Annotated in this window: 19 protein-coding genes and 1 pseudogene; 12 read left to right on the top strand and 8 right to left on the bottom strand. The window is 63.4% G+C overall.

The window, feature by feature from the left end:
* Positions 1–45 precede the first annotated feature (45 nt).
* The 4 genes and pseudogenes from BW940_RS07385 to mce all read left to right on the top strand — a co-directional run bounded on the left by BW940_RS07385 (position 46) and on the right by mce (position 3,520).
* A complete protein-coding gene (locus BW940_RS07385; RefSeq protein ID WP_076608553.1) occupies positions 46–1,728 on the top strand; it encodes an acyl-CoA mutase large subunit family protein in 1,683 nt (560 codons plus the stop codon).
* 151 nt (positions 1,729–1,879) lie between these two features.
* On the top strand, positions 1,880–2,065 hold the full coding sequence (locus tag BW940_RS07380; protein ID WP_076608552.1) for a hypothetical protein: 186 nt from the start codon (positions 1,880–1,882) through the stop codon (positions 2,063–2,065).
* 57 nt (positions 2,066–2,122) lie between these two features.
* Positions 2,123–2,928 (top strand): annotated as a pseudogene (locus BW940_RS07375) (aldo/keto reductase).
* Positions 2,929–3,136: 208 nt separating this feature from the next.
* Positions 3,137–3,520 (top strand): methylmalonyl-CoA epimerase, encoded by a 384-nt coding sequence (gene mce, locus BW940_RS07370; protein ID WP_076608551.1) that lies wholly within the window; start codon positions 3,137–3,139, stop codon positions 3,518–3,520.
* Between the two features lie 39 nt (positions 3,521–3,559).
* On the opposite strand, the gene BW940_RS07365 is transcribed toward mce, so the two are convergent.
* Positions 3,560–3,952 carry a hypothetical protein gene (locus tag BW940_RS07365; RefSeq protein WP_076608550.1) on the bottom strand — a complete coding sequence of 131 codons (393 nt, stop codon included), beginning with the start codon at positions 3,950–3,952 and terminating at the stop codon, positions 3,560–3,562.
* An 85-nt stretch (positions 3,953–4,037) separates the two neighbouring features.
* Positions 4,038–4,706: a ferredoxin--NADP reductase gene (locus BW940_RS07360; protein WP_076608702.1), complete on the bottom strand. Its 669-nt coding sequence runs from the start codon at positions 4,704–4,706 to the stop codon at positions 4,038–4,040.
* 151 nt (positions 4,707–4,857) lie between these two features.
* On the opposite strand from BW940_RS07360, the gene BW940_RS07355 reads away from it, so the two are divergent.
* Both BW940_RS07355 and BW940_RS07350 read left to right on the top strand, forming a co-directional pair.
* Entirely contained in the window at positions 4,858–6,615 is a 1,758-nt protein-coding gene (locus tag BW940_RS07355) for a 2-oxoacid:acceptor oxidoreductase subunit alpha (RefSeq protein ID WP_076608549.1), read from the top strand.
* Positions 6,612–7,475 (top strand): 2-oxoacid:ferredoxin oxidoreductase subunit beta, encoded by an 864-nt coding sequence (locus tag BW940_RS07350; protein ID WP_076608548.1) that lies wholly within the window; start codon positions 6,612–6,614, stop codon positions 7,473–7,475. The genes BW940_RS07355 and BW940_RS07350 overlap by 4 nt, the downstream gene beginning before the upstream one ends.
* 124 nt (positions 7,476–7,599) lie before the next feature.
* On the opposite strand, the gene BW940_RS07345 is transcribed toward BW940_RS07350, so the two are convergent.
* On the bottom strand, positions 7,600–8,253 hold the full coding sequence (locus BW940_RS07345; RefSeq protein ID WP_076608547.1) for a DUF6517 family protein: 654 nt from the start codon (positions 8,251–8,253) through the stop codon (positions 7,600–7,602).
* Between the two features lie 145 nt (positions 8,254–8,398).
* Here BW940_RS07345 and BW940_RS07340 point away from each other — a divergent pair, with 145 nt between their 5' ends.
* The 4 genes from BW940_RS07340 (at position 8,399) to BW940_RS07330 (ending at position 11,141) form a co-directional block, all read left to right on the top strand.
* Complete coding sequence (locus BW940_RS07340; RefSeq protein ID WP_076608546.1) at positions 8,399–9,520, top strand: pyridoxal phosphate-dependent aminotransferase; 1,122 nt, start codon at positions 8,399–8,401, stop codon at positions 9,518–9,520.
* Between the two features lie 59 nt (positions 9,521–9,579).
* Entirely contained in the window at positions 9,580–9,729 is a 150-nt protein-coding gene (locus BW940_RS21465) for a hypothetical protein (RefSeq protein ID WP_159440159.1), read from the top strand.
* A 65-nt stretch (positions 9,730–9,794) separates the two neighbouring features.
* Positions 9,795–10,760, top strand: coding sequence for an NADPH:quinone reductase (locus tag BW940_RS07335; protein ID WP_076608545.1), 966 nt, complete (start codon positions 9,795–9,797; stop codon positions 10,758–10,760).
* 123 nt (positions 10,761–10,883) lie between these two features.
* Complete coding sequence (locus tag BW940_RS07330) at positions 10,884–11,141, top strand: DUF5789 family protein (RefSeq protein WP_076608544.1); 258 nt, start codon at positions 10,884–10,886, stop codon at positions 11,139–11,141.
* Between the two features lie 27 nt (positions 11,142–11,168).
* Here the strand turns inward: BW940_RS07330 and BW940_RS07325 are convergent, their stop codons facing one another.
* The gene (locus BW940_RS07325) at positions 11,169–12,245 is read right to left on the bottom strand and encodes a TIGR04024 family LLM class F420-dependent oxidoreductase (protein ID WP_394329398.1); all 1,077 of its coding nucleotides are present in this window, start codon (positions 12,243–12,245) and stop codon (positions 11,169–11,171) included.
* A gap of 54 nt (positions 12,246–12,299) precedes the next feature.
* Positions 12,300–12,626: a hypothetical protein gene (locus BW940_RS07320; RefSeq protein ID WP_076608543.1), complete on the bottom strand. Its 327-nt coding sequence runs from the start codon at positions 12,624–12,626 to the stop codon at positions 12,300–12,302.
* A 172-nt stretch (positions 12,627–12,798) separates the two neighbouring features.
* Between BW940_RS07320 and BW940_RS07315 the strand changes: the two genes are divergently transcribed.
* Positions 12,799–14,262 carry an FAD-binding oxidoreductase gene (locus BW940_RS07315; protein WP_076608542.1) on the top strand — a complete coding sequence of 488 codons (1,464 nt, stop codon included), beginning with the start codon at positions 12,799–12,801 and terminating at the stop codon, positions 14,260–14,262.
* A gap of 105 nt (positions 14,263–14,367) precedes the next feature.
* On the opposite strand, the gene BW940_RS07310 is transcribed toward BW940_RS07315, so the two are convergent.
* Entirely contained in the window at positions 14,368–15,315 is a 948-nt protein-coding gene (locus BW940_RS07310; protein ID WP_076608541.1) for a hypothetical protein, read from the bottom strand.
* A gap of 304 nt (positions 15,316–15,619) precedes the next feature.
* Complete coding sequence (locus BW940_RS07305; protein ID WP_076608540.1) at positions 15,620–17,311, bottom strand: thiamine pyrophosphate-binding protein; 1,692 nt, start codon at positions 17,309–17,311, stop codon at positions 15,620–15,622.
* A 130-nt stretch (positions 17,312–17,441) separates the two neighbouring features.
* Between BW940_RS07305 and BW940_RS07300 the strand changes: the two genes are divergently transcribed.
* Entirely contained in the window at positions 17,442–18,302 is an 861-nt protein-coding gene (locus BW940_RS07300) for a UbiA family prenyltransferase (RefSeq protein WP_076608539.1), read from the top strand.
* Between the two features lie 65 nt (positions 18,303–18,367).
* Here BW940_RS07300 and BW940_RS07295 read toward each other — a convergent pair whose 3' ends face one another.
* Positions 18,368–19,549 carry a redox-regulated ATPase YchF gene (locus BW940_RS07295; protein ID WP_076608538.1) on the bottom strand — a complete coding sequence of 394 codons (1,182 nt, stop codon included), beginning with the start codon at positions 19,547–19,549 and terminating at the stop codon, positions 18,368–18,370.
* Between the last annotated feature and the right edge of the window lie 112 nt (positions 19,550–19,661).

The following is a 19,661-nucleotide window of genomic DNA, read 5'->3' as shown; positions in this document are numbered from 1 at the left end:
CGCATTCATCAACCTTCAAGCCCCACCCCACCAACGGTAACGATAATGTTTGACGCTGATGAACTCGAGGAGATTCGTGCCAACGAGGAGGAGTGGCACGAAAACGAAGTAGAGCCAGTCATCGATCGGTTCGGTGAACGAAAGGAGACGTTCACGACGGATACGGGCGGGCAGGAAGTCGATCGGATCTACACGCCCGACGACGTCGCCGACCTCGATTACGATGAGGATCTTGGCTATCCGGGTGAGCCGCCGTACACGCGCGGCGTGTACTCGACGGGCTACCGCGGTCGGCTCTGGACGATGCGTCAGTACGCCGGCTTCTCGACGCCGGAAGACACCAACGAGCGATTTCACTACCTGCTCGATCAGGGCCAAACTGGGCTGTCGATGGCCTTCGACCTGCCGACCCAGATGGGCCACGACTCGGACGCGCCGATGTCCGCCGGCGAGGTCGGGAAAGCCGGCGTCGCAATCGACTCGCTCGACGACATGGAGACCGTCTTCGACGGTATTCCGCTCGACGAGGTCTCGACGTCGATGACGATCAACGCGCCCGCCTCGGTGTTGCTGGCACTCTACATCGCCGTAGGTGACCGACAGGGTGTCGACCGCGAGGAACTCCGTGGAACGATCCAAAACGACGTGCTCAAAGAGTACAGCGCGCGGAACACCTACATCTACCCGCCCAAGCCGTCGATGCGGATCATCACGGACATCTTCGAGTTCTGTTCGGCGGAGACGCCGAAGTTCAACACGATCTCGATTTCGGGCTATCACATCCGCGAGGCGGGTGCGACGGCAGCCCAGGAACTTGCCTTCACGCTCGGCGACGGGATCGAGTATGTCGAGGCGGCGATCGACGCCGGACTCGACGTCGACGAGTTCGCCCCACAGCTATCCTTCTTCTTCAACGGCCACAACAACATCTTCGAAGAGGTCGCGAAGTTCCGCGCGGCCCGTCGGATGTGGCACGACATCATCGACGAGCGCTTCGATGCCGACGATCCGAAATCCAAACAGCTCAAGTTCCACACCCAGACGGCGGGCTCGATGCTCACCGCCCAGCAGATCGAGAACAACGTCGTCCGCGTGGCCTATCAGGCCCTGGCAGCCGTCCTCGGTGGCACCCAGAGCCTCCACACCAACGGCAAAGACGAGGCCCTCGCGCTGCCGACCGAAGAATCCGTCCGCACCGCCCTGCGGACCCAGCAGATCCTCGCCCACGAATCCGGCGCGGCGGACACCATCGACCCGCTGGCCGGCAGCTACTACGTCGAGAGCCTCACCGACCAGGTCGAGGAGGAAGCCTACGAACTCTTAGACGAGGTCGACGAGCACGGCGGAATGCTCGAGGCCATCGAACAGCAGTGGGTCCAGCGCCAGATCCAGGACACCGCGTTCGACCGCCAGAAAGAGATCGAGAACAAAGACCGCATCATCGTCGGCGTCAACGAGTTCGAAGTCGAAGAAGACGTCGAGATGGACGTCGAGGAGGTCACCAAAGAGGACGAACAGCGCAAGATCGAAACCCTCGAGAAAACCCGCGAGGAACGCGACGACGAGGAAGCCGAAGCGAAACTCGAGGCCCTGCGCGAAGCGGCCCAGGGCGACGAGAACCTCATGCCGTACATCATCGACGCGGTCAAAGCGTACGCGACCGTCGGCGAGATCTGTAACGTCTTCCGTGATGAGTTCGGCGAGTACCAGCCCGGCAGCGCAGTCTAGCCCCGGAATCGACGTACCATAGTCGCAGCACAGCTCTGTACTCGAGTCGAAGCGGCTATTTCTCGGTCCATGCGTGCACGATAGCGAACAGCGGTGGCGAATATCGAAACGATAATACTGTGATATGTCCTCTCACCGAGATCGTTCACTAATGTATACGATTGAGCAGATGGCGTTCGGGTTTCAGATCACGTTCGCCGGGAAGATAGACGAGCAAGAGCTTCGTGAGTGGGCTGCCGACTCTCGAGCGGCGCTCGAGGACGCGCCCGACGAGTTCGGCGTCCTCGTCGACATGCGGGAGTTGAACCTGCTCAGCGACTCCTCGACGGGCGCGTGAGCCAATCCCGTATGTTTCTGACCCGGTTTGAATAGCTGGGCTGGTCATTGTCATCGTATGGATCCGAACACGACGATTTCGACAGCGACGGTATCCGCCGGTGGGGCCGAAATGCCGGCACTCGGTATCGGTACCGCCCGGATGACCGGTGCCGACTGTCGCCGGGCCGTCGAGACCGCGCTCGAGGTTGGCTACCGCCATATCGACACCGCACAACTGTACGACAACGAGCGCGCAGTCGGCGCGGCCGTCGCCGCAAGCGAGGTCGCCCGCGACGACGTCTTCGTCGTCACCAAAGTCCATCCTGACAACGCTGCCTTCGATGCCGTCCTCGAGTCGACTCGCGAAAGTCTCGAGCGACTGCAGTTGTCGACCGTCGACCTCCTCTTGCTCCACGCCCCGAGCGAGCAGGTCCCGCTCGAGGAGACGCTCGATGCGATGAACGACCTCCAGAACGAAGGGGCGGTCGATCATATCGGCGTCAGCAATTTCGGCGTCGATGACCTCGAGGCCGCCCACGAGCACTCCGAGACGCCGATCGTCGCGAATCAAGTGAAGTACACCCCTATCACCATCAGGACGAGCTGCTCGAGTACTGTGTCGACCACGGAATCTGTCTCACCGCGTACAGCCCGCTTGCGGAGGGAGCCGTGCCGGGAGACGAGCGACTCGACGCGATCGGGGAGCCATACGGGAAGTCGGCAGCACAGGTCGCGCTGCGCTGGCTGCTCCAGCAGCCGGCCGTCGCGGCGATTCCAAAGGCGGCGAGTCGCCGACATCTCGAAGCGAACGCGGCCGTCTTCGATTTCGAACTCTCGAGTGACGAGTTGGCAGCTGTCGCCGAGATCGGCGATGGTCGCTAGAATCGGCTGGCGGCCACGCTGGGGCTTCATACGGTCTGCTGTAACGATTTACCGGCGCGACCACAGGACAGTTCGCGGTCGCACCGGAAATGACGTACAGCAGACTGTATCAGTGACCGCGTTCGGTCGTGTGCCTGAAGCGAACTCGAGCCGAACGGATGCGAGTAAATCACAAGAATAACACTGGAACCTCGCGGACGTGCAACCAATGCACTTCGATCACGCGGGAATCGCGACCGAAGACGCACGGGAGCTCGCAACGCTGTACGAGGATCTGTTCGGCCTCGAGGCCGTCCACGAAGAGGAGTTCGACGGGATGCGCGTCGTCTTTCTCGAGTGTGGCGAGAGCTATCTCGAACTGCTCGAACCCGTTGAGGAGGGGACGATTGCACGCTATCTCGAGTCCAACGGGGCTGGCATCCACCACCTCGCGCTCGCGACGGACGACATCGAGGGGGCACTCGAGCGCGCACGCGACCACGACGTGGCGCTGATCGACGAGGAGCCACGACCCGGTGCGTGGGGCCACGAGGTCGCCTTTTTACACCCAAAAGACACCGGCGGCATTCTGGTCGAGTTCGTCGAGCACTGATCGCGGCCGACCGGCGTCACCGAGCGTGCCTCGAGTGAGTTATCGATCCGGATCGTCGTGCTCGTCGACGGCCCCGGATTCGACGTCGATACGGTGTGGTTCGTGTGGGTCACTGCGTTCGTCGCTGCCGCCGCCGACTGGAATCTTCGTCTGGAGATCACTGGCGAACGACTGGACCCGATCGACCAGCGTCTCGACTTCATCTTCGAACTGCTCGACCGAGCGTTCGACGTAGTGGACGCGGGTCGACGGAATCCGCCGAACGATATCGTGGCCCTGATCGTCCTCGTCGGTCTTGATGATCCAGTGATCCTGAAAGTAGGCAACGTGTTCGTTCGGGACCATCTTCTCGACCGTCCCCTCGTCGGGGTCGTCGTAGACGATGGTCGCGTCGCCGATGTCACGCTCGAGTTCGAGGTCGTCGTCAACCATACGACTGGTTCTAGTGTGGGAGCGATGGAGAAACGTGTGCTTGCGAACAACGGGAACTGCAGCCAGCGCGAACTGCGGGGAGCGATTATCCGAAGTTCTCGATCAGCGCCTCGTCCGGATCGCCGCCGGCGTCTTCGATCGTGTCCGCGACGAACGTCACGAACGCCTCGAAGCCAAAGGCGTAGACCTGGCCGTCCTCGAGGTGCGTTTCGATCGCGTCGGCCAGCCCATCGTCGTTGTCTTCCTTGAGGAGCACGACGTCTACACCCGCATCTTCGAGGGCCTCGAGTCGGTCGCGGTGAGCTGGCTCGTCGTCCTGATAGATGACGGCGGCGTCGTGGCCCGACTCGTGGGCCGCTTCGGCGATGGCGACTGCGGGGCCGATCCCCGGGCCGCCGGCGATGGCGACGACAGCCTCGTCGCGTTCGTACGTGATCGCTCCGAAGGGGCCGTCGATGTGGACGGTTTCACCGCCCTCGAGGCCGGCCAGCCATGGCGAGAGGTCGCCGTCGGGATCGATTCCGACCGTGATCTCGAACGTCTCCCCAACGGCCGGCGACGAGAGCGTGTAGTGGCGCTTGACCACGTCGTCCTCGTCGATCTCCGCATTGTCATCGACGTCCCAGGGGACCGCCCGGAGCAAGACGAACTGGCCGGGGACCGCATCGAACTCCGCGGGTGTCTCGAGCTCGAGTGCAACGGTCCCGGGACCGACTTCGCGTACCGATTCGACGGAAACTGGCGTCCCTTTCATGCCGAAGTAGTTCGGCGGGAGCATGAAAAGCCGTTCCGTTCGATCTGCCGGGCGATATACTCATGCCAGAGTAAATAGCTTGATACAGGGGGGTGAACCGGTTAAGGTTTCAGAAGCCTTTTCATTTACTGGGAGCAACGTTCTGCATAACATGGCTGAGGATCTCAACTGGGCGGTCGGAGGCGAAGCCGGCGATGGTATCGACTCCACCGGTAAAATCTTCGCTCAGGCACTTTCCCGAGCCGGACGACACGTATTCACGTCGAAAGACTTCGCGTCGCGAATCCGCGGTGGCTACACCGCCTACAAGATTCGCACCTCCGTCGATCAGGTCCAGAGCGTCGTCGACCGACTGGACATCCTGGTCGCACTGACACAGCGGACCATCGACGAGAATCTCGACGAACTCCACGAGGACAGTGCCATCATCTACGACGGCGAGCGCTCGTGGGAGGCCGAGATTCCAGAGGAGATGAACGCAGTCGACGTCCCGCTAAAATCCCTCGCCGAAGAGGCCGGTGGCGCAATCATGCGCAACATCGTCGCACTCGGTGCCGCGTGTGAGATCACCGGATTCAACGTCGAGTACCTCGACGAAGCCTTAGAGAAACGCTTCGGTGGCAAGGGCTCGAAGATCGTCGAGAACAACAAAAAGGCTGCCCGCGCCGGCCAGGAGTACGTCCAAGAGCACTACGACTTAGATCACCTCGGCTACAACCTCGAGACGACCGACAACGACTACATCCTGCTCAACGGCAACGAAGCGATTGGGATGGGTGCACTCGCTGCCGGCTGCCGATTCTACGCCGGCTACCCGATCACGCCCGCGACGTCGATCATGGAGTATCTGACTGGCCGAATCGAGGACTACGGTGGCCACGTCGTCCAGGCAGAGGACGAACTCTCGGCGATCAACATGGCCCTCGGCGGCGCTCGAGCCGGTGCCCGATCGATGACCGCGACGTCCGGTGCTGGGATCGACCTCATGACCGAAACCTTCGGTCTGGTCGCAACCAGCGAGACGCCGCTTGTCATCTGTGACGTCCAGCGATCCGGCCCCTCGACGGGGATGCCGACGAAACAAGAACAGGGCGACCTCAACATGGCGCTGTACGCTGGTCACGGTGAGGTCCCGCGCTTTGTCGTTGCACCCACGTCGATCACTGAGTGTTTCTGGAAGACCGTCGAGGCGTTCAACCTCGCCGAGAAGTACCAGACGCCGGTGTTCCTCATCTCCGATCTGGCAATGTCTGTCACCGAACAGACGTTCCCGCCGGAGGCGTTCGACATGGACGAGGTCGAGATCGACCGCGGCAAACTCGTTGACGATGACGAAGTCGAGGAGTGGCTCGACGAGGAAGGCCACTTCCGCGCCCACGCCGTCACCGACGACGGTGTCAGCCCGCGGGCGATCCCCGGGATGACCGATGGCGCACATATGAGTACGGGTCTCGAACACGACGAACTCGGTCGCCGGACCGAAGAAGAGGACGAGCGCGTCGAACAGGTCGACAAGCGCGCTCGGAAGGTCGAAACCGCCAAGGAAAAAGAAGACTGGGACTACCGCGAATTCGGCACCGAAGACGCCGACAACCTCGTCATCTCGTGGGGGTCCAACGAGGGCGCACTCGCCGAAGCACTCGACTACCTCGAGGAAGACGGTATCGATATCCGCGTCATCACGGTCCCATACATCTTCCCGCGACCGGATCTCACCGACGAGATCGAGGCCGCAGACGACGTGATCGTCGTCGAGTGTAACGCCACGGGACAGTTCGCTGACCTGATCGAACACGATGTCCTTACCCGTGTGAAACGCATTAACAAGTACACCGGCGTCCGCTTCAAGGCGGACGAACTCGCCGAACAGATTACCGCAAAACTCTCCGAAGAGGTGCCAGCACAATGAGCTCCGACGTTCGATTCACAGACTTCAAATCCGACAAACAGCCGACCTGGTGTCCCGGGTGCGGTGACTTCGGGACGATGAACGGCATGATGAAAGCCCTCGCCGAAACCGGCAACGACCCCGACAACACGTTCGTGGTCGCCGGGATCGGCTGTTCCGGCAAGATCGGGACCTACATGCACAGCTACGCCCTCCACGGGGTTCACGGCCGTGCACTCCCCGTCGGAACCGGGGTCAAGATGGCCCGTCCGGACATCGAAGTGATGGTCGCTGGCGGTGACGGTGACGGCTACTCGATCGGTGCCGGCCACTTCGTCCACGCCGTCCGCCGAAATGTCGACATGACCTACGTCGTCATGGACAACCGCATCTACGGACTGACGAAAGGACAGGCTTCGCCCACCTCGCGATCCGATTTCGAGACCTCGACGACCCCCGAAGGATCGAAACAGCCGCCGGTCAACCCGCTCGCGCTCGCGCTCGCATCCGGGGCATCCTTTATTGCGCAGTCGTTTGCCTCCGACGCACTGCGTCACCAGGAAATCGTCCAGAAGGCTGTCGAACACGACGGCTTCGGCTTCGTGAACGTCTTCAGCCCGTGTGTCACGTTCAACGACGTCGACACCTACGACTACTTCCGCGACAACCTCGTCGACCTCGAGGAAGAGGGCCACGACCCAACCGACTACGAGGCCGCCAAAGAGGTCATCCTCGACAGCGACAAGGAGTATCAGGGCGTGATGTACCAGGACGAAACCTCCGTCCCGTACCACGAACAACACGGCGTCACCGAGAACATGTCCGAGATTCCAGACGGCGCACCCGACGACGCGATGGACCTCGTCCGCGAGTTCTACTAACTCGCCCTCGACGCCTCGCAGATCGATTTTTCGGCCGCTCTCGAGTCGAGTAGCGACGACTGAGACGAGAGACAGCGAGCGACAGCCACAAGAGGTCGTCAGACAATTCGCGACTCGAGACCGCTCAGACGGGGTGTTCGGCGGACTCCATCAGGATCTCGGTGTTTGCCGACTCCTCGGCCATCGGGGCGGGATAACTGCCCAACAAGACGATGATGTCGTCGTCGTGACTGAACGAGGAGAGCACGATTTCGACGTCGACCGATTCGCCCTCGAGCTCGCGTTCGCCCTCGAAGACGTCGACGTCCCGCCCTTCGCCGAGGATCTCGAGGTCGAACGACTCCTGGTGGGTGACGTTCTCGATCGAGCGGTCGCCCTCGAGTTCGCTCATGAACTCCTCGAGGAGGTCCTCGTTGTCCATGTTGGCGATCGGATTGGCCGAGTAACCGAGCACCGAGAAGTCCGGGATCGAGACGGCAGCGAAGACGCTTCCCTCGTGGGTATGTCCCTGGTACTCGATCTCCTTTGCGTACACCGAGGTCCAGATCGTTGCTCGAACGTCGCGTTCGACACCGAGTTCGACCGTCTCCTCGAGCGATCTATCCGAGATCTCCCGTTCGCCGTAGCCGGTTTCGGCGAGCGCCTCGTCGGTCGGGGCAACTCGTTCGGCCTCGAGTTCGAGCGGACCGGTGCCACGAACGAAATCGAGACAGCCAGCCGTCAACGCGAGCGTTCCAGTTGCACCGGCAGCGAGAAGGCGTCGTCGAGAGTATGTCATTACCAGAGTACTGCGTTGGCGGCTGTATAGTGGTTTCGCCACGTTCAGTTCTGTAGACAAGAACGTCACGAAACGAGAACGATCGAACACTGGATCGAATGCTCACACATCAAGAGTTATCGGGGTCGCCGACCCCGGTTTAGGCATGACTGAGTTCGCACATCGAGTCGAGCAGGTATCGATCAGCGGCATTCGGAAAGTGTTCGAGGCCGCAGGCGATGACGCAATCAACCTCGGCATCGGCCAACCGGATTTTCCAACGCCCGCCCACGCCCGCCGCGGTGCGATCGAGGCGATCGAATCCGGCCTGACCGACGCCTACACCTCGAACAAGGGGACACGCAGCCTTCGCGAAGCGATTTCGGCGAAGTACGACCGTGACTACGGCCTCGAAATCGATCCCGAAGACATGATCGCAACCTCGGGAGGCAGCGAGGCGCTGCATCTCGTCCTCCAGGCCCACGTCGATCCGGGCGAGGAAGTGATCTTCCCTGATCCGGGCTTTGTTTCCTACGACGCGCTGACCAAAATCGCCGACGGAACACCAAAACCCGTCCCGCTGCGTGAGGACCTGACGCTCGATCCCACCACCGTCGAGGAAGCCATTACGGACGACACCGCCGTCTTCGTCGTCAACAGCCCCGCCAATCCAACCGGAGCCGTCCAGAGCGAGGACGACATGCGCGAGTTCGCCCGCATCGCCGACGAACACGACGTGCTCTGTCTCTCGGATGAGGTGTACGAACACATCGTCTTCGAGGGGACACATCGCTCGCCACTCGAGTTCGCCGAGACGGACAACGTCGTCGTCGTCAGCGCCTGCTCGAAAACCTACTCGATGACTGGCTGGCGACTCGGCTGGGTCGCCGGCTCGAACCGCCGCATCGAACGGATGCTGCGGGTCCACCAGTATGGACAGGCCTGTGCCTCCGCGCCCGCACAGTACGCCGCCGAAGCCGCGCTGACGGGGCCACAGGAGCCCGTCGCCGAGATGGTCGACGCCTTCGAGCAGCGTCGCGACGTCGTGCTCGACGGCCTCGAGGACGCCGGCCTCGAGGTCCCGAAACCCGAGGGGGCGTTCTACGTCATGCCGAAAGTGCCCGAGGGCTGGTGTGCGGAGGTGCTCGAGCGAGGTGTCGTTGTCGTGCCCGGTGACGCCTTCGGCGCGAACGGCGAGGGCTATGCCCGACTCTCGTATGCGACGGGGATGGACGAGTTGAAAGAGGCGCTCGAGATCATCGACGAGGCGACACAGGCCGTGCGATAGACTTGAGCACGACCGAACCGGGTGGTGATTTTTAGCGAATCGAACACGTCGAGTCGGATATGGCCGAGAGTCTCATTGAATCGCTGGTGTTCGCACTCGCGGTTATCGCGGGGCTTGTCACTCTCTCGCTTCCCTGGCTCGCAATCGACTGGTGGAGCGCAAACCGATCAGCTGAGAATCACGACACCGACGAGTCGGACGACAGGTAACATGGGTCCGGCAAGCGGCGCGGAACTGTACGCTTATACCGTTCTGTGGCGTGTGCTCGAACGTCATGCGAGCTGTACGCCTTCACGAACACGGCGACGCGGATGTACTGCAGGTAGACGAGATCGATCGACCCGAGCCCGACAGCGACGAGTTGCTCGTCGAGGTGGCCACAGCAGGGGTCAATCCCGTCGACACCTACTTCCGGGACGGCTCCTACGAACCGGTTTCGGTCCCCTTCACGCCGGGCGTCGACGTCGCTGGCGTCGTCGCGGAAACTGGCGCGGCCGTCACGGCGTTCGAGGAAGGCGACCGCGTTTTCGGCACTGGCATCGGCAACGCCTCGGCGCAAGGAGCCTACGCCGAGTACGCGACGATTCCGACCGACCGCGTCGTCCACCTGCCCGACGATGCGGACCTGACTGAGGCTGGCGCGGCGGGCGTCGTCGCCGTCACCGCCTGGCGCGCGCTGGTCGACCACGCGGCTCTCGATCCCGCCGAGTACTGTCTCGTCCACGGCGGCTCCGGCGGCGTCGGCCACGCTGCCGTCCAGATCGGGGCTGCGGTCAGTGCCCGCGTGCTCACCACCGCCGCCGAGGACTATCACGACGACCTCGAGGCCCTTGGTGCCGAAACCGTCCTCGACTACGCGCGCGACGACCTCGCCGAGGCCACGCTCGAGGCCAGTGACGGCGGTGTCGACGCGATCCTCGACCACCGGCTGGACGACTACCTCCAGTTCGATGCAGACGTCGCCGCGACGGGAGCCCGCGTCGTCGGTATCGGCGAGAACAGTCCTGATCCGGCGTTTACGAACGATGGGGCCGCTCGGTCGAAAGACGTCAGCTACCAGTTCATGAGTATGTTCAACACGCCGGATCTGCGCGTCCCGCTGCGGGGTGTCGGCCATCTCATGGCGACGGACGCGCTCTCGGTCGAGCTCGCGCGAACGTACGACCTCGAGGAGGCTGGACAAGCCCAGCGTGACGTGATGAGCGACAGCTTCCTCGGGAAGCTTGTCATCGTGCCCTAAGACGGCCGAGTACTGCAGGTGAGCGTCGAATCGAGTGGTTCGACTTCCGATCGAGAGCCGTCACGACGATCCCGAAATCTGACTCATCCATACCGCTAAGCCGACGGCAGTCGTGGCTGTCCTATGGCACAAGCTGTCAAGCTCAATGCCCTCGAGACGGTGCTCGAGGAACTCGACTACCCGATTTCGCAGACCGCAGCTGTCGATCAGTGTGACGACGTGACACTAATCCTCGCCGAGGGAGAGGTGAACCTCGGTGACATCATCGCAGACTCGAACGGCGACTCCTTCGAGTCGGTGGACGATCTGGAAACGGAGGTGTTCAACCTGCTTCCCCGAAACGCCGTCGGAGAACCGTACCAGTCCGAAGGAGAAGGGTGAGGGGAACGGCGATGGCGAGTGTGCCCGTTACACCAGTTCGCTGACCGCGTCCATCGTCGTCTCCGTTTCGGCTTCGGTCAGCCCGTCGACGAAGCCGACGCGGATGGCGTCGACACCGTCGAGGGCGGCGTAGTCGGCGACCCACTCCCGTACCTCGTCGGGCGTTCCCGCGGGCGCCAGTTCGTCGAGCACGGTATCGGGCAGGGCGGAAGCCATCGCGTCAGTATCGCGCTCGCCCCACGCGTCTCGGATCTCAGAAACGACCTCGGGATACCCCTGATCGGCAACTGAATCGCCGTAGTAGGGACCGTAGGCACCGAGCATGAACGCGATCGTCGAGCGGGCTTTCTCGCGTGCGGCCTCGCGATCTTCGCTTGCGATGCCACGGACGATCGGCGCGACGCGCAGGTCCTCGAGCAACTTATCCGCGAGGTCGGCCCCACGAGTTAGATCCTCGAGGCGATCCTCGAGGCCATTTTTCGTGAACATCTGGGGTGCCCAGCCGTCGCCGAAGCGGCCAGCCATCTCGGTCGCTTTCGGCCCGAGGGTTGCGATGTCGATCGGTGGTGGGCTCTCGGGCACGTCGCGTTCGTAGTTGAGGCCGGCGATATCGAAGATCTCGCCTTCGTAGGCCGGCGAGCCGGTTTCGTAGACCGCACGGATGATCTCGACGGCTTCGCGGGTGCGACGCAGCGGGCGCTCGAAGGGCTTCCCGTGCCAGCGTTCGGTGATCGCGGGCGAACTCGGCCCGAGCCCGAGCCGAAACCGGCCGTCGGAGGCGTCGTGGAGCGTCAGCGCCGTCTGGGCGAGCATCGCCGGCGAGCGGCCGAACGGCGAGATGACGTCGTTGGAGATACCGAGGTCGTCCGTGCGATCCGCGGCGAGCGTCAACGGCGGCACGATGTTCCAGCCGGTCGTCTCGCCGACGGTGATCCGGTCGAATCCCATCTCTTCGGCCTGAACAGCTCGATCGGCGACGTCCTGTGGGGTCTCGTAATCGTTGAGACTCACCAGCAGGTCCAGTTCGGCGTTCACGCGTGCTCCCTCCGTGGTGACTGTCGGTTCGTGTGACTGTTGTGCATCATCAGCTACCGCGTCAGCCACTCCCATAAAGTGTAGCGGTCTCGAGAAGCGCGCCCCGAGTGCGATCGAGCGCCGTCACTGCTCGTCGGCCGGGGACTCGAGGATCGCCCGACAGATCCGTTTCGCCGCCTCGAGGTGGTCGTCGGCCTCGTCGTGGCCGGTGTCGTCGATCTCCGCGAGCAGGTCTTGTACCGTCGCGACGCGCTCGCGAACTGTCGCGTCCTCGAGGTCGCTCGTCGCGGCGTCTGCGGCGATTGCTTCGGCTTCACCGAGCCAGCGGTTCGCCTCCCGGTCGATAGGCAACTCGGCGGTCGCCTCGAGCTGGTGGTGGAGCTGTCGGGCCTGCCTGGCGACCCCGCTTTCGTTGTCGTCGGCTGCCGCTGGGGGCGAGTCGTCAGTCATTGGTGGGGGTACGACGGCGAGTCCCGTAACTGTTGGATGGCGGCTGGCGATCAGTCGCGGCTCGTCGCCTTCGGCGACGGTCGATTCGCGACTCGGTTCGTTCGACGGTGGTACCTCGAGGGCGAGCCGAGACGTGGAAAACGTTGATACCGAACGCCGCCAACGTGGGCGTATGACACACGATTGTTCGTTTCTCGAGGCACTCGACCTCGAGGACGACCAGTGCTCGATCGCAGAGAGTCGGCGCGACGCACACGCCGCCGACTGGGGCGCAGAACAGCGCGGCGAAGGCGTCCAGCCCGACGCAGTGGTCTGGCCCGAATCTACGGCCGACGTATCGGCCGTTCTCGCCGCGGCGACCGACCGCGGCGTTCCCGTCACGCCCTACGCGGCAGGTACCGGCCTCGAGGGGAACGCCGTGCCGGCCGACGGCGGGATCAGCCTCGATCTAACCCGGATGGATGACGTCGTCGACTACCGACCCGACGACTTCCAGATCGATGTCGGCCCCGGGATCATCGGGTCGGCCGTCGACGAGTACATCGCCCCCGACGGCCTCTCCTTCCCGCCACTGCCGTCTTCGGGCGATATCTCCACGGTTGGTGGGATGATCGCCACCGACGCCAGCGGGATGAAAACCGTCAGATACGGCGAGGTTGCCGACTGGGTACTCGGCCTCGAGGCGGTCCTCGCTGACGGCACCATCATCCAGACGGGCTCGAGAGCAGTCAAAACCTCGAGTGGCTACAACCTGACCGACATCATTGTCGGCAGCGAGGGCACGCTCGCGGTCGTCACCGAGGCAACGCTGGAACTGGCAGGCCGTCCACAGCAGATCCGCGGCGGACGAGCCATCTTCGAGACGCTCGACGACGCCGCCGAGGCCGTCTTCGATACGGTTCGGACGGACGTCGACGTCGCCCGGATCGAACTCGTCGACGGGTTGAGCGCCCGGATGGCCAACGCGTATCTCGGCACTGACCTGCCGGACGCGCCGATGGTCTTCCTCGAGTTCCACGCCAACCACGGCGTCGACGAGGAGATCGACCTCTGTCGGACGATCTTCGAGGACCACGACGTCGCTCGCTTCGAGATGAGCGACGACGACGCCGAGATGGACGCCCTCTGGCGAGCGCGTCGCGAACTGGCCTACGCAGTCGAGCGCTACGATCCCGATCTCGAATCGCTCCATCCCGGCGACGTGACGGTGCCGATCAGTTCCTACCCCGAGATCGTCCACGAAGCGAAACGGCTCGGGGAGGAGTCCGACCTGCTCGTCCCCTGTTTCGGCCACGCTGGTGACGGCAACCTCCACTACTCCGTCCTCGTCGATCCGGACGACACAGCGATGGTCGAGCGTGGCGAGGAACTCTACGCGGCAGTCGTCAAACAGGCGCTCGAGTTGGGCGGTACAGCGACCGGCGAACACGGCGTCGGGCAGGGCAAACGCGAATATCTCGAGGCTGAACACGGTGCTGGCGCAGTCGAAACGATGCGCCGGATCAAACGCGCACTCGACCCGACGGGGACGTTGAATCCGGGGAAGATCTTCCCCGAGACGGCACAGGGTGAGCGGGTTCGTGAGGACAGCGCGCTCGAGGCGACGGAGGACGAACGTCACCACAGCGACCGTTGAGAGCGCCTGCGAGCCGTAACCGACGTCTTCGAGTGGCAGCCGCTATCGACAGCACACTCGTTCTGTCGTCGGGTTCGTACTGCCCGCGACGGGACGCAGTGACGGTCAGTGACTACTGTCGTCGTCTCCGTGGAATTGCTCGAAGCTCTCGATGGTAACGGCGATCGCATCCCGCGCTGGGAGGTCACGAACCGCGTATGTCGTCGGATAGCGGCCGGCTCTGGCGTACGTTTCGGGTTGCGCGATGGTTCGCCGATCGGTTTCGGAGTGCGCCCGGAGATACGCCCGGGTGAGCATCGGTTCGACGAACGTCGGCTCCGCAGTGCCGTCACCGTCCGGGTCGGAGGTACCCCAGATGAGCGTGTTCGTAAACGTCCCACCGTTCATCTCGGGCACGGTTGGGTCGACCATGTGTTCGCCCATGTCGGTGATGACCCGCTCGTCTACGACCGGGTCTCGAGTGTATCCCTCGGGAATGTATCTGGCCGGAAGGTCGTACGTTGGCGCGGCCGGCCCGGAGATGGCGTCGACAGTCTCGGTCGGCAGCATGTGGAAGTGAACGTCGAAGTGTGGTTCCGTCCAGACGCTGTCCGGCGGGTGACCGGTTGGGTTCCAGTTCAGCCCAAGGAACGTAAACGGCGTCGCGTCCGGCTCCGGGAACGGAAGGAAAAACTCCAGGGACCACTTGTGGTGGATGATCGCCGACGCACCGTTCGAACCATATTTGTCCGTGTAGGCGTCGTCGCCGGAACTCGCGAGTTCGGCGGCCGACGGGAGCCCCTCGAGTGCGGCCCGCTCCAGAAAGAGCCCGTAACACTTCGGGACCCCCGGTCGCGTAACCGTTGTGAACGTCTTCGCCTCACCGTTACCGAGGGTGACGGGCTCTCCCCACACGGTCGTGTCGGCCGGGGGAAAGTCATCGGCGGCGGCACTCGCCAGCCCACTCGTTCCGATGACCGCGCCGGTCGCAGCCACGGCCCTGACGAACTGACGCCTCCCGAACGTGAACCGGTCGGCGTCCGGCGTTCGCTCTCGGGTGTGCTTTCGTGTCATTGGTGAATATTCTCGAATCCGCTCGAGCAGGTAACTCTCTCGGCGAGCGTACTTCCCGTACGTGCCCACCACTCAGTATGGCGCTGCACGTCATCGGTAGCTGACGGGAGTACAAGCGGTCGATAAGCGGACACACTCGCCATAGCGGGTGGAGTGTTCGCTACCACCTCATGGATCATCATCCTATCGGCTGGTTAACAATAACTGACCGATTTCGACAGCGCGTATGTAGCGACGGTCGATAGCGACGAGACCAACCGGACGTCAGTTTTCGCTGCCGGCGGCGACCACCGATCCGCTCGAGTCAGTCGTGGACCAACACGTCGAGCACGTCGACGCCTTCATGCGCCAGTGCTTCCTCGAGTGTCCCTTCGATCTCGTCGGGCGATTCCACGCGCTCGGCTCGAGCACCGTGGCTCTTTGCGTTCTGGACGAAGTCGACGGCCGGCTCGAAGTCGATGCCGGTGAACGCGTAGTCGTCCTCCGCGCCACCCATGAGCTTCAGCGTGTTGTCCTTCAGGATGCGGTAGTTGCGGTTGTCCGAAATAACGACCGTTAGATCGACGTCGTGGCGGGCCGCGCTGTAGATCGAGTGGGGATAGTAGAGATACGAGCCGTCGCCGATGAAGCCGACGACATCACGGGGCTCGTCGCGCTGGCCTTCGGCGATGGCTGCACCCACGGATGCGGGAAGCCCGTAGCCGAGGCCACCACCCTTGTTCGAAATGTACTGCTCGGGTGCGAGGTCCCAGCGGGCGAGCATCGCGTACTTCGAGGTGATCCCCTCATCAACGACGGACGCGTCGCCGGCCACGCGCTCCATCGCGTCGACCAGTTCGGCTTTCGACGCTCGAGGATCGTCCTCGGCGTCGCCCATCCCCATCTCGGACAGCTTCGGTTCGGCCATCGCTTTGACCGCGTCGACGTGCTCGAGGCGTTCTTCGACGGTCGTGTCGGATATGCGCTCTTGGACGCGCTCGAGCAGCCCCTGAAAGATCAGGCCAGGATCACCCACGATGGCTGCATCGGCGGGCTGGTTCTTGCCGACCTGCCAGTCGTCGTCGCTGAGATGGATGCAGGTCGTCGACGAGTCGACCAGCGCCTCCTCGTGGCGGGTCAGCGTCGTGTTGGTCGAACAGCCGGCGAAGACGACCGTGTCGGTGTCGAGCAACGTCCTGGCGAGGTCCTCGTTCGGCGGGATGTAGGACACCCACTGGTCGTGGTCGGTGGGGAAGTCGACCTCGGAGGCGAGGATTTCGCCGTGGACACGAGCGCCGGTCGCTTCCGCGAGGTCGACCGCCGCGTCAACCGCCGCTGCCCCCGACCGTGCGACGTGGTCGCCGACGACCAGCACCGGGTTGTCGGCCTCGACCAGCAGGTCGGCAGCGTGCTCGAGTTGGGCGGGGTCGCCGCTGCCGGCGTTCGGTATCGGGCCGAGGCGTTCGGGCTCGGCGTCGGTTTCGGCCAGCATGACGTCCAACGGGAGGCCGAGGAAGACGGGCCCGGTCGGCGGCGTCATCGCGACGCGGAACGCCCGCCGGAGCATCGTCGGCAACGCGGCGACGTCCAACACCTCGTCGGACCACTTGCAGAACTGCTCGGCCATCCCGGCGAGCTCGCCGCTCAGAATCGGTTCTTCGTGGCGGAAATCGGTGCTGTGGTTGCCCGCCGTGACGACCAGCGGCGCGCCGGTGATCTTGGCAGCATAAAGGTTTCCGAGCCCGTGGGCCAGCCCCGGCGCAATATGGAGGTTTACCACGCCGGCAGGCGTGATCGAGTCGTCATGGTGGGCATGATAGCGTCGCGTCTGGGCGTAGCCCGAGGCCATCCCGACTGCGATGTCCTCGTGCAATCCGAGGACGTACTCGAGGTCGCTCGTGCCGATCGATTCGATGATCGGTAACTCCGTCGTCCCCGGATTGCCGAAGACGTAGTCGACGCCGTAGGACTCGAGTGCGTCAGTGAAGAGATCAGCACCGGTATATGCTGCTGTCATGGCAGACTGTGGTACGGGACCACACATCAACCTGTGTGTTTCGGAGAACGACCCGCGATCGTCGGCTGCCGATTGCATCGAGTGCCATACCGGGCAGGGTATTATATTTCAGTTCGTTGTCGCTCGAGGCATGGCCCTCGCGAGAGCTGACCACGGTATCGACGCGACCGCGCGGGCGTTCTGGTCGCAGGTCCATCCCGTGTTTATGACGCCGCCGCTTGCAGCGTCGCTGTTCGGGGCGATTCTGGCGGGGCACCTCGAGGCAACGCTTGCAGCGGTCCACGTCGTCGCGATGTTCGCGGCGGTCTACACCGCCCACGTCAAAGACGGCTACGTGGACTTCCACATCCGTGGCGAGGACGACGACCATCCGCTGACCGAACGCGGCTGTCGAGTCGCACTCGCACTCTCGACGGCGACATTCGCGCTGTGTTGTCTCCTCTTGTTCGTCCTCGTCGACTGGGTCGCAGCCGCACTAGCGCTGCCGACGTGGGTGATTGCCTACCATCACGCACCTCAGCTCGATATGCACCCCGTGACGGCGACGGTGGGCTACCCATTGGGCATCGCGCTCTCGCTCGTCGGCGGGTTCTACGTCCAGGCCGAGACGCTCACCGCTGTCCCGCTCGGGTTTGCGCTCGTCTTCCTCGTGCTCCTCTCGGGGATCAAAGTCATCGACGACGCACAGGATTACGACTACGATCGTTCGATCCAGAAACGAACCGTCGCCGTAGTGGTCGGGCCGCGACGGGCGCACGCGATCGCCTACGGGATGATGGGAGCCGCGTTGCTCGCCGTCGTCGCCCTCGCGATCGCTCGCGTCTTTCCCCCGACGGCGATGCTCGCGGCGCTCGCCTTTGCCGCGGTCGGGTTTGTCGCCCGGCGAGCCACGCCCGAAATCGCGACGATGTTGCTCATTCGGGGCTCGTACGTGTTTCTGGCCGTCCTCGTCGCCGCGGTCTGGTTCGAGCCGCTGGCTCCGCTCATCTGAAGCACGAGGTCATTGGCGATCAAACACAGACTGTCTCTCAGTAGCCGACTGCTCCGTCGTCGGTGTCAGGAAGCCGTCGAAACGATCTTGATCACGTCACCCTCCTCGAGTTCGTAACTGTCGCTGACCTCTCGACTCGACTTCGCGTTAACGGCGTGGAGATAGCCGTCGCCGATGTCGGAGTGGACGGTGTAGGCGAGATCGACGGGCGTCGAGCCGTCGGGCAAGAGGAAGGCGTCGGGGAGGACGTTCCCGCTGCCATCCGACCACTTCGAGGCGTCCTCGACCGGGTACGCGGTGATGTGCTCGAGCAGGTCGTAGACGGCGTAATCAAGCGCGGACTGGACGCCCGTGCCGCCGTGGTCGGCCATCGTTTCTGCGAGTCCCTCGAGGGCCTCCCGCTGGGCGTCAGTGACGCTATCGTCGATCTCGAGGTCCTCGTCGCCGGGGTCGTAGTTGACGAGGCCGTTTTCTGCGGCCCGGCGAAGCGCAAGTTCGCCTTCCGCGGTGGTGGGGATGACGGGTTTGTCAAGGTCGAGCAGTTTTTCGACGTTCTCCTGGGGCGCGATGTCGATCTTGTTCGCCGCGACGACGATTGGTTTGGTGCGCTGACGGACGTCACGGGCGAGCGCCTCGCGGTGGTGGTCCTCCCACTGGATGGGGTCGTCGGGGTAGTCGAGATCTCGCAGGACGATCGCGATCTGGGTCGGCGACGCGCCAAAGCCCGAGAGCATGTCCGCAAGCACCTCGTCGATGTCGAAATCGGGCGAGCGAGACTTGCGCTCGACGGACTCCCAGTTGTTCTCGACGATGCCCGCCAGCCAGAGGTCCATCTCCTCTTCGACGAAGTCGATGTCCTCGAGTGGGTCATGTGCGCCGATGTCGACGGGTTCGCCCTTCTCGTTCGTGCCGCCGGAGGCGTCGATGACGTTGATGATCACGTCCGCATTGGTGAGTTCGTCGAGGAACTGGTTGCCGAGACCTTTCCCCTCATGGGCTCCGGGAACGAGCCCCGCGACGTCTAACAGTTCGATCGGGACGTAGCGCTTGCCGTCCTCGCAGTTGTCGGCGTTACAGCGCTCCTCGCGCTCGAGGCAGGGACACTCGGTTCGAACGTAGCTGACGCCCCGGTTCGCGTCGATAGTCGTAAAGGGGTAGTTGGCGACGTCGACCTCCGCCATCGTCGCCGCGGTGTAAAACGTGGACTTGCCGGCGTTTGGCTTTCCGGCAAGCGCGATCGAAAGCATGCCTCCCCGTAGCATCGTCCGTTCAAACTGTCTTTCGATTCCCGCGCTCGAGGAACTCCGTGATCGCATCGACCGTGCGGGCTGCGTTCGGTCGTCGCACCCGATCTCGGCC

This window comes from Natronorubrum thiooxidans (assembly GCF_900156475.1).
GTDB classification, from domain to species: domain Archaea; phylum Halobacteriota; class Halobacteria; order Halobacteriales; family Natrialbaceae; genus Natronorubrum; species Natronorubrum thiooxidans.
The sequence above is the reverse complement of the archived record's forward strand: the minus strand, read 5'-3'. Positions and strand labels throughout refer to the sequence as shown.

What these genes read in the sequence shown, in the direction of transcription:
- BW940_RS07335 (WP_076608545.1), top strand. Translation starts at nt 9,795, where the DNA reads ATGCGAGCTGTACGCCTTCACGAACACGGCGACGCGGATGTACTGCAG.
- BW940_RS07340 (WP_076608546.1), top strand. Translation starts at nt 8,399, where the DNA reads ATGACTGAGTTCGCACATCGAGTCGAGCAGGTATCGATCAGCGGCATT.
- BW940_RS07365 (WP_076608550.1), bottom strand. Translation starts at nt 3,952, where the DNA reads ATGGTTGACGACGACCTCGAACTCGAGCGTGACATCGGCGACGCGACC.
- BW940_RS07360 (WP_076608702.1), bottom strand. Translation starts at nt 4,706, where the DNA reads ATGAAAGGGACGCCAGTTTCCGTCGAATCGGTACGCGAAGTCGGTCCC.
- BW940_RS07310 (WP_076608541.1), bottom strand. Translation starts at nt 15,315, where the DNA reads ATGACACGAAAGCACACCCGAGAGCGAACGCCGGACGCCGACCGGTTC.
- BW940_RS07295 (WP_076608538.1), bottom strand. Translation starts at nt 19,549, where the DNA reads ATGCTTTCGATCGCGCTTGCCGGAAAGCCAAACGCCGGCAAGTCCACG.
- BW940_RS07300 (WP_076608539.1), top strand. Translation starts at nt 17,442, where the DNA reads ATGGCCCTCGCGAGAGCTGACCACGGTATCGACGCGACCGCGCGGGCG.
- BW940_RS07355 (WP_076608549.1), top strand. Translation starts at nt 4,858, where the DNA reads ATGGCTGAGGATCTCAACTGGGCGGTCGGAGGCGAAGCCGGCGATGGT.
- BW940_RS07345 (WP_076608547.1), bottom strand. Translation starts at nt 8,253, where the DNA reads ATGACATACTCTCGACGACGCCTTCTCGCTGCCGGTGCAACTGGAACG.
- BW940_RS07315 (WP_076608542.1), top strand. Translation starts at nt 12,799, where the DNA reads ATGACACACGATTGTTCGTTTCTCGAGGCACTCGACCTCGAGGACGAC.
- BW940_RS07380 (WP_076608552.1), top strand. Translation starts at nt 1,880, where the DNA reads ATGTATACGATTGAGCAGATGGCGTTCGGGTTTCAGATCACGTTCGCC.
- BW940_RS07385 (WP_076608553.1), top strand. Translation starts at nt 46, where the DNA reads ATGTTTGACGCTGATGAACTCGAGGAGATTCGTGCCAACGAGGAGGAG.
- BW940_RS07320 (WP_076608543.1), bottom strand. Translation starts at nt 12,626, where the DNA reads ATGACTGACGACTCGCCCCCAGCGGCAGCCGACGACAACGAAAGCGGG.
- BW940_RS07305 (WP_076608540.1), bottom strand. Translation starts at nt 17,311, where the DNA reads ATGACAGCAGCATATACCGGTGCTGATCTCTTCACTGACGCACTCGAG.
- BW940_RS21465 (WP_159440159.1), top strand. Translation starts at nt 9,580, where the DNA reads ATGGCCGAGAGTCTCATTGAATCGCTGGTGTTCGCACTCGCGGTTATC.
- BW940_RS07330 (WP_076608544.1), top strand. Translation starts at nt 10,884, where the DNA reads ATGGCACAAGCTGTCAAGCTCAATGCCCTCGAGACGGTGCTCGAGGAA.
- BW940_RS07350 (WP_076608548.1), top strand. Translation starts at nt 6,612, where the DNA reads ATGAGCTCCGACGTTCGATTCACAGACTTCAAATCCGACAAACAGCCG.
- mce (WP_076608551.1), top strand. Translation starts at nt 3,137, where the DNA reads ATGCACTTCGATCACGCGGGAATCGCGACCGAAGACGCACGGGAGCTC.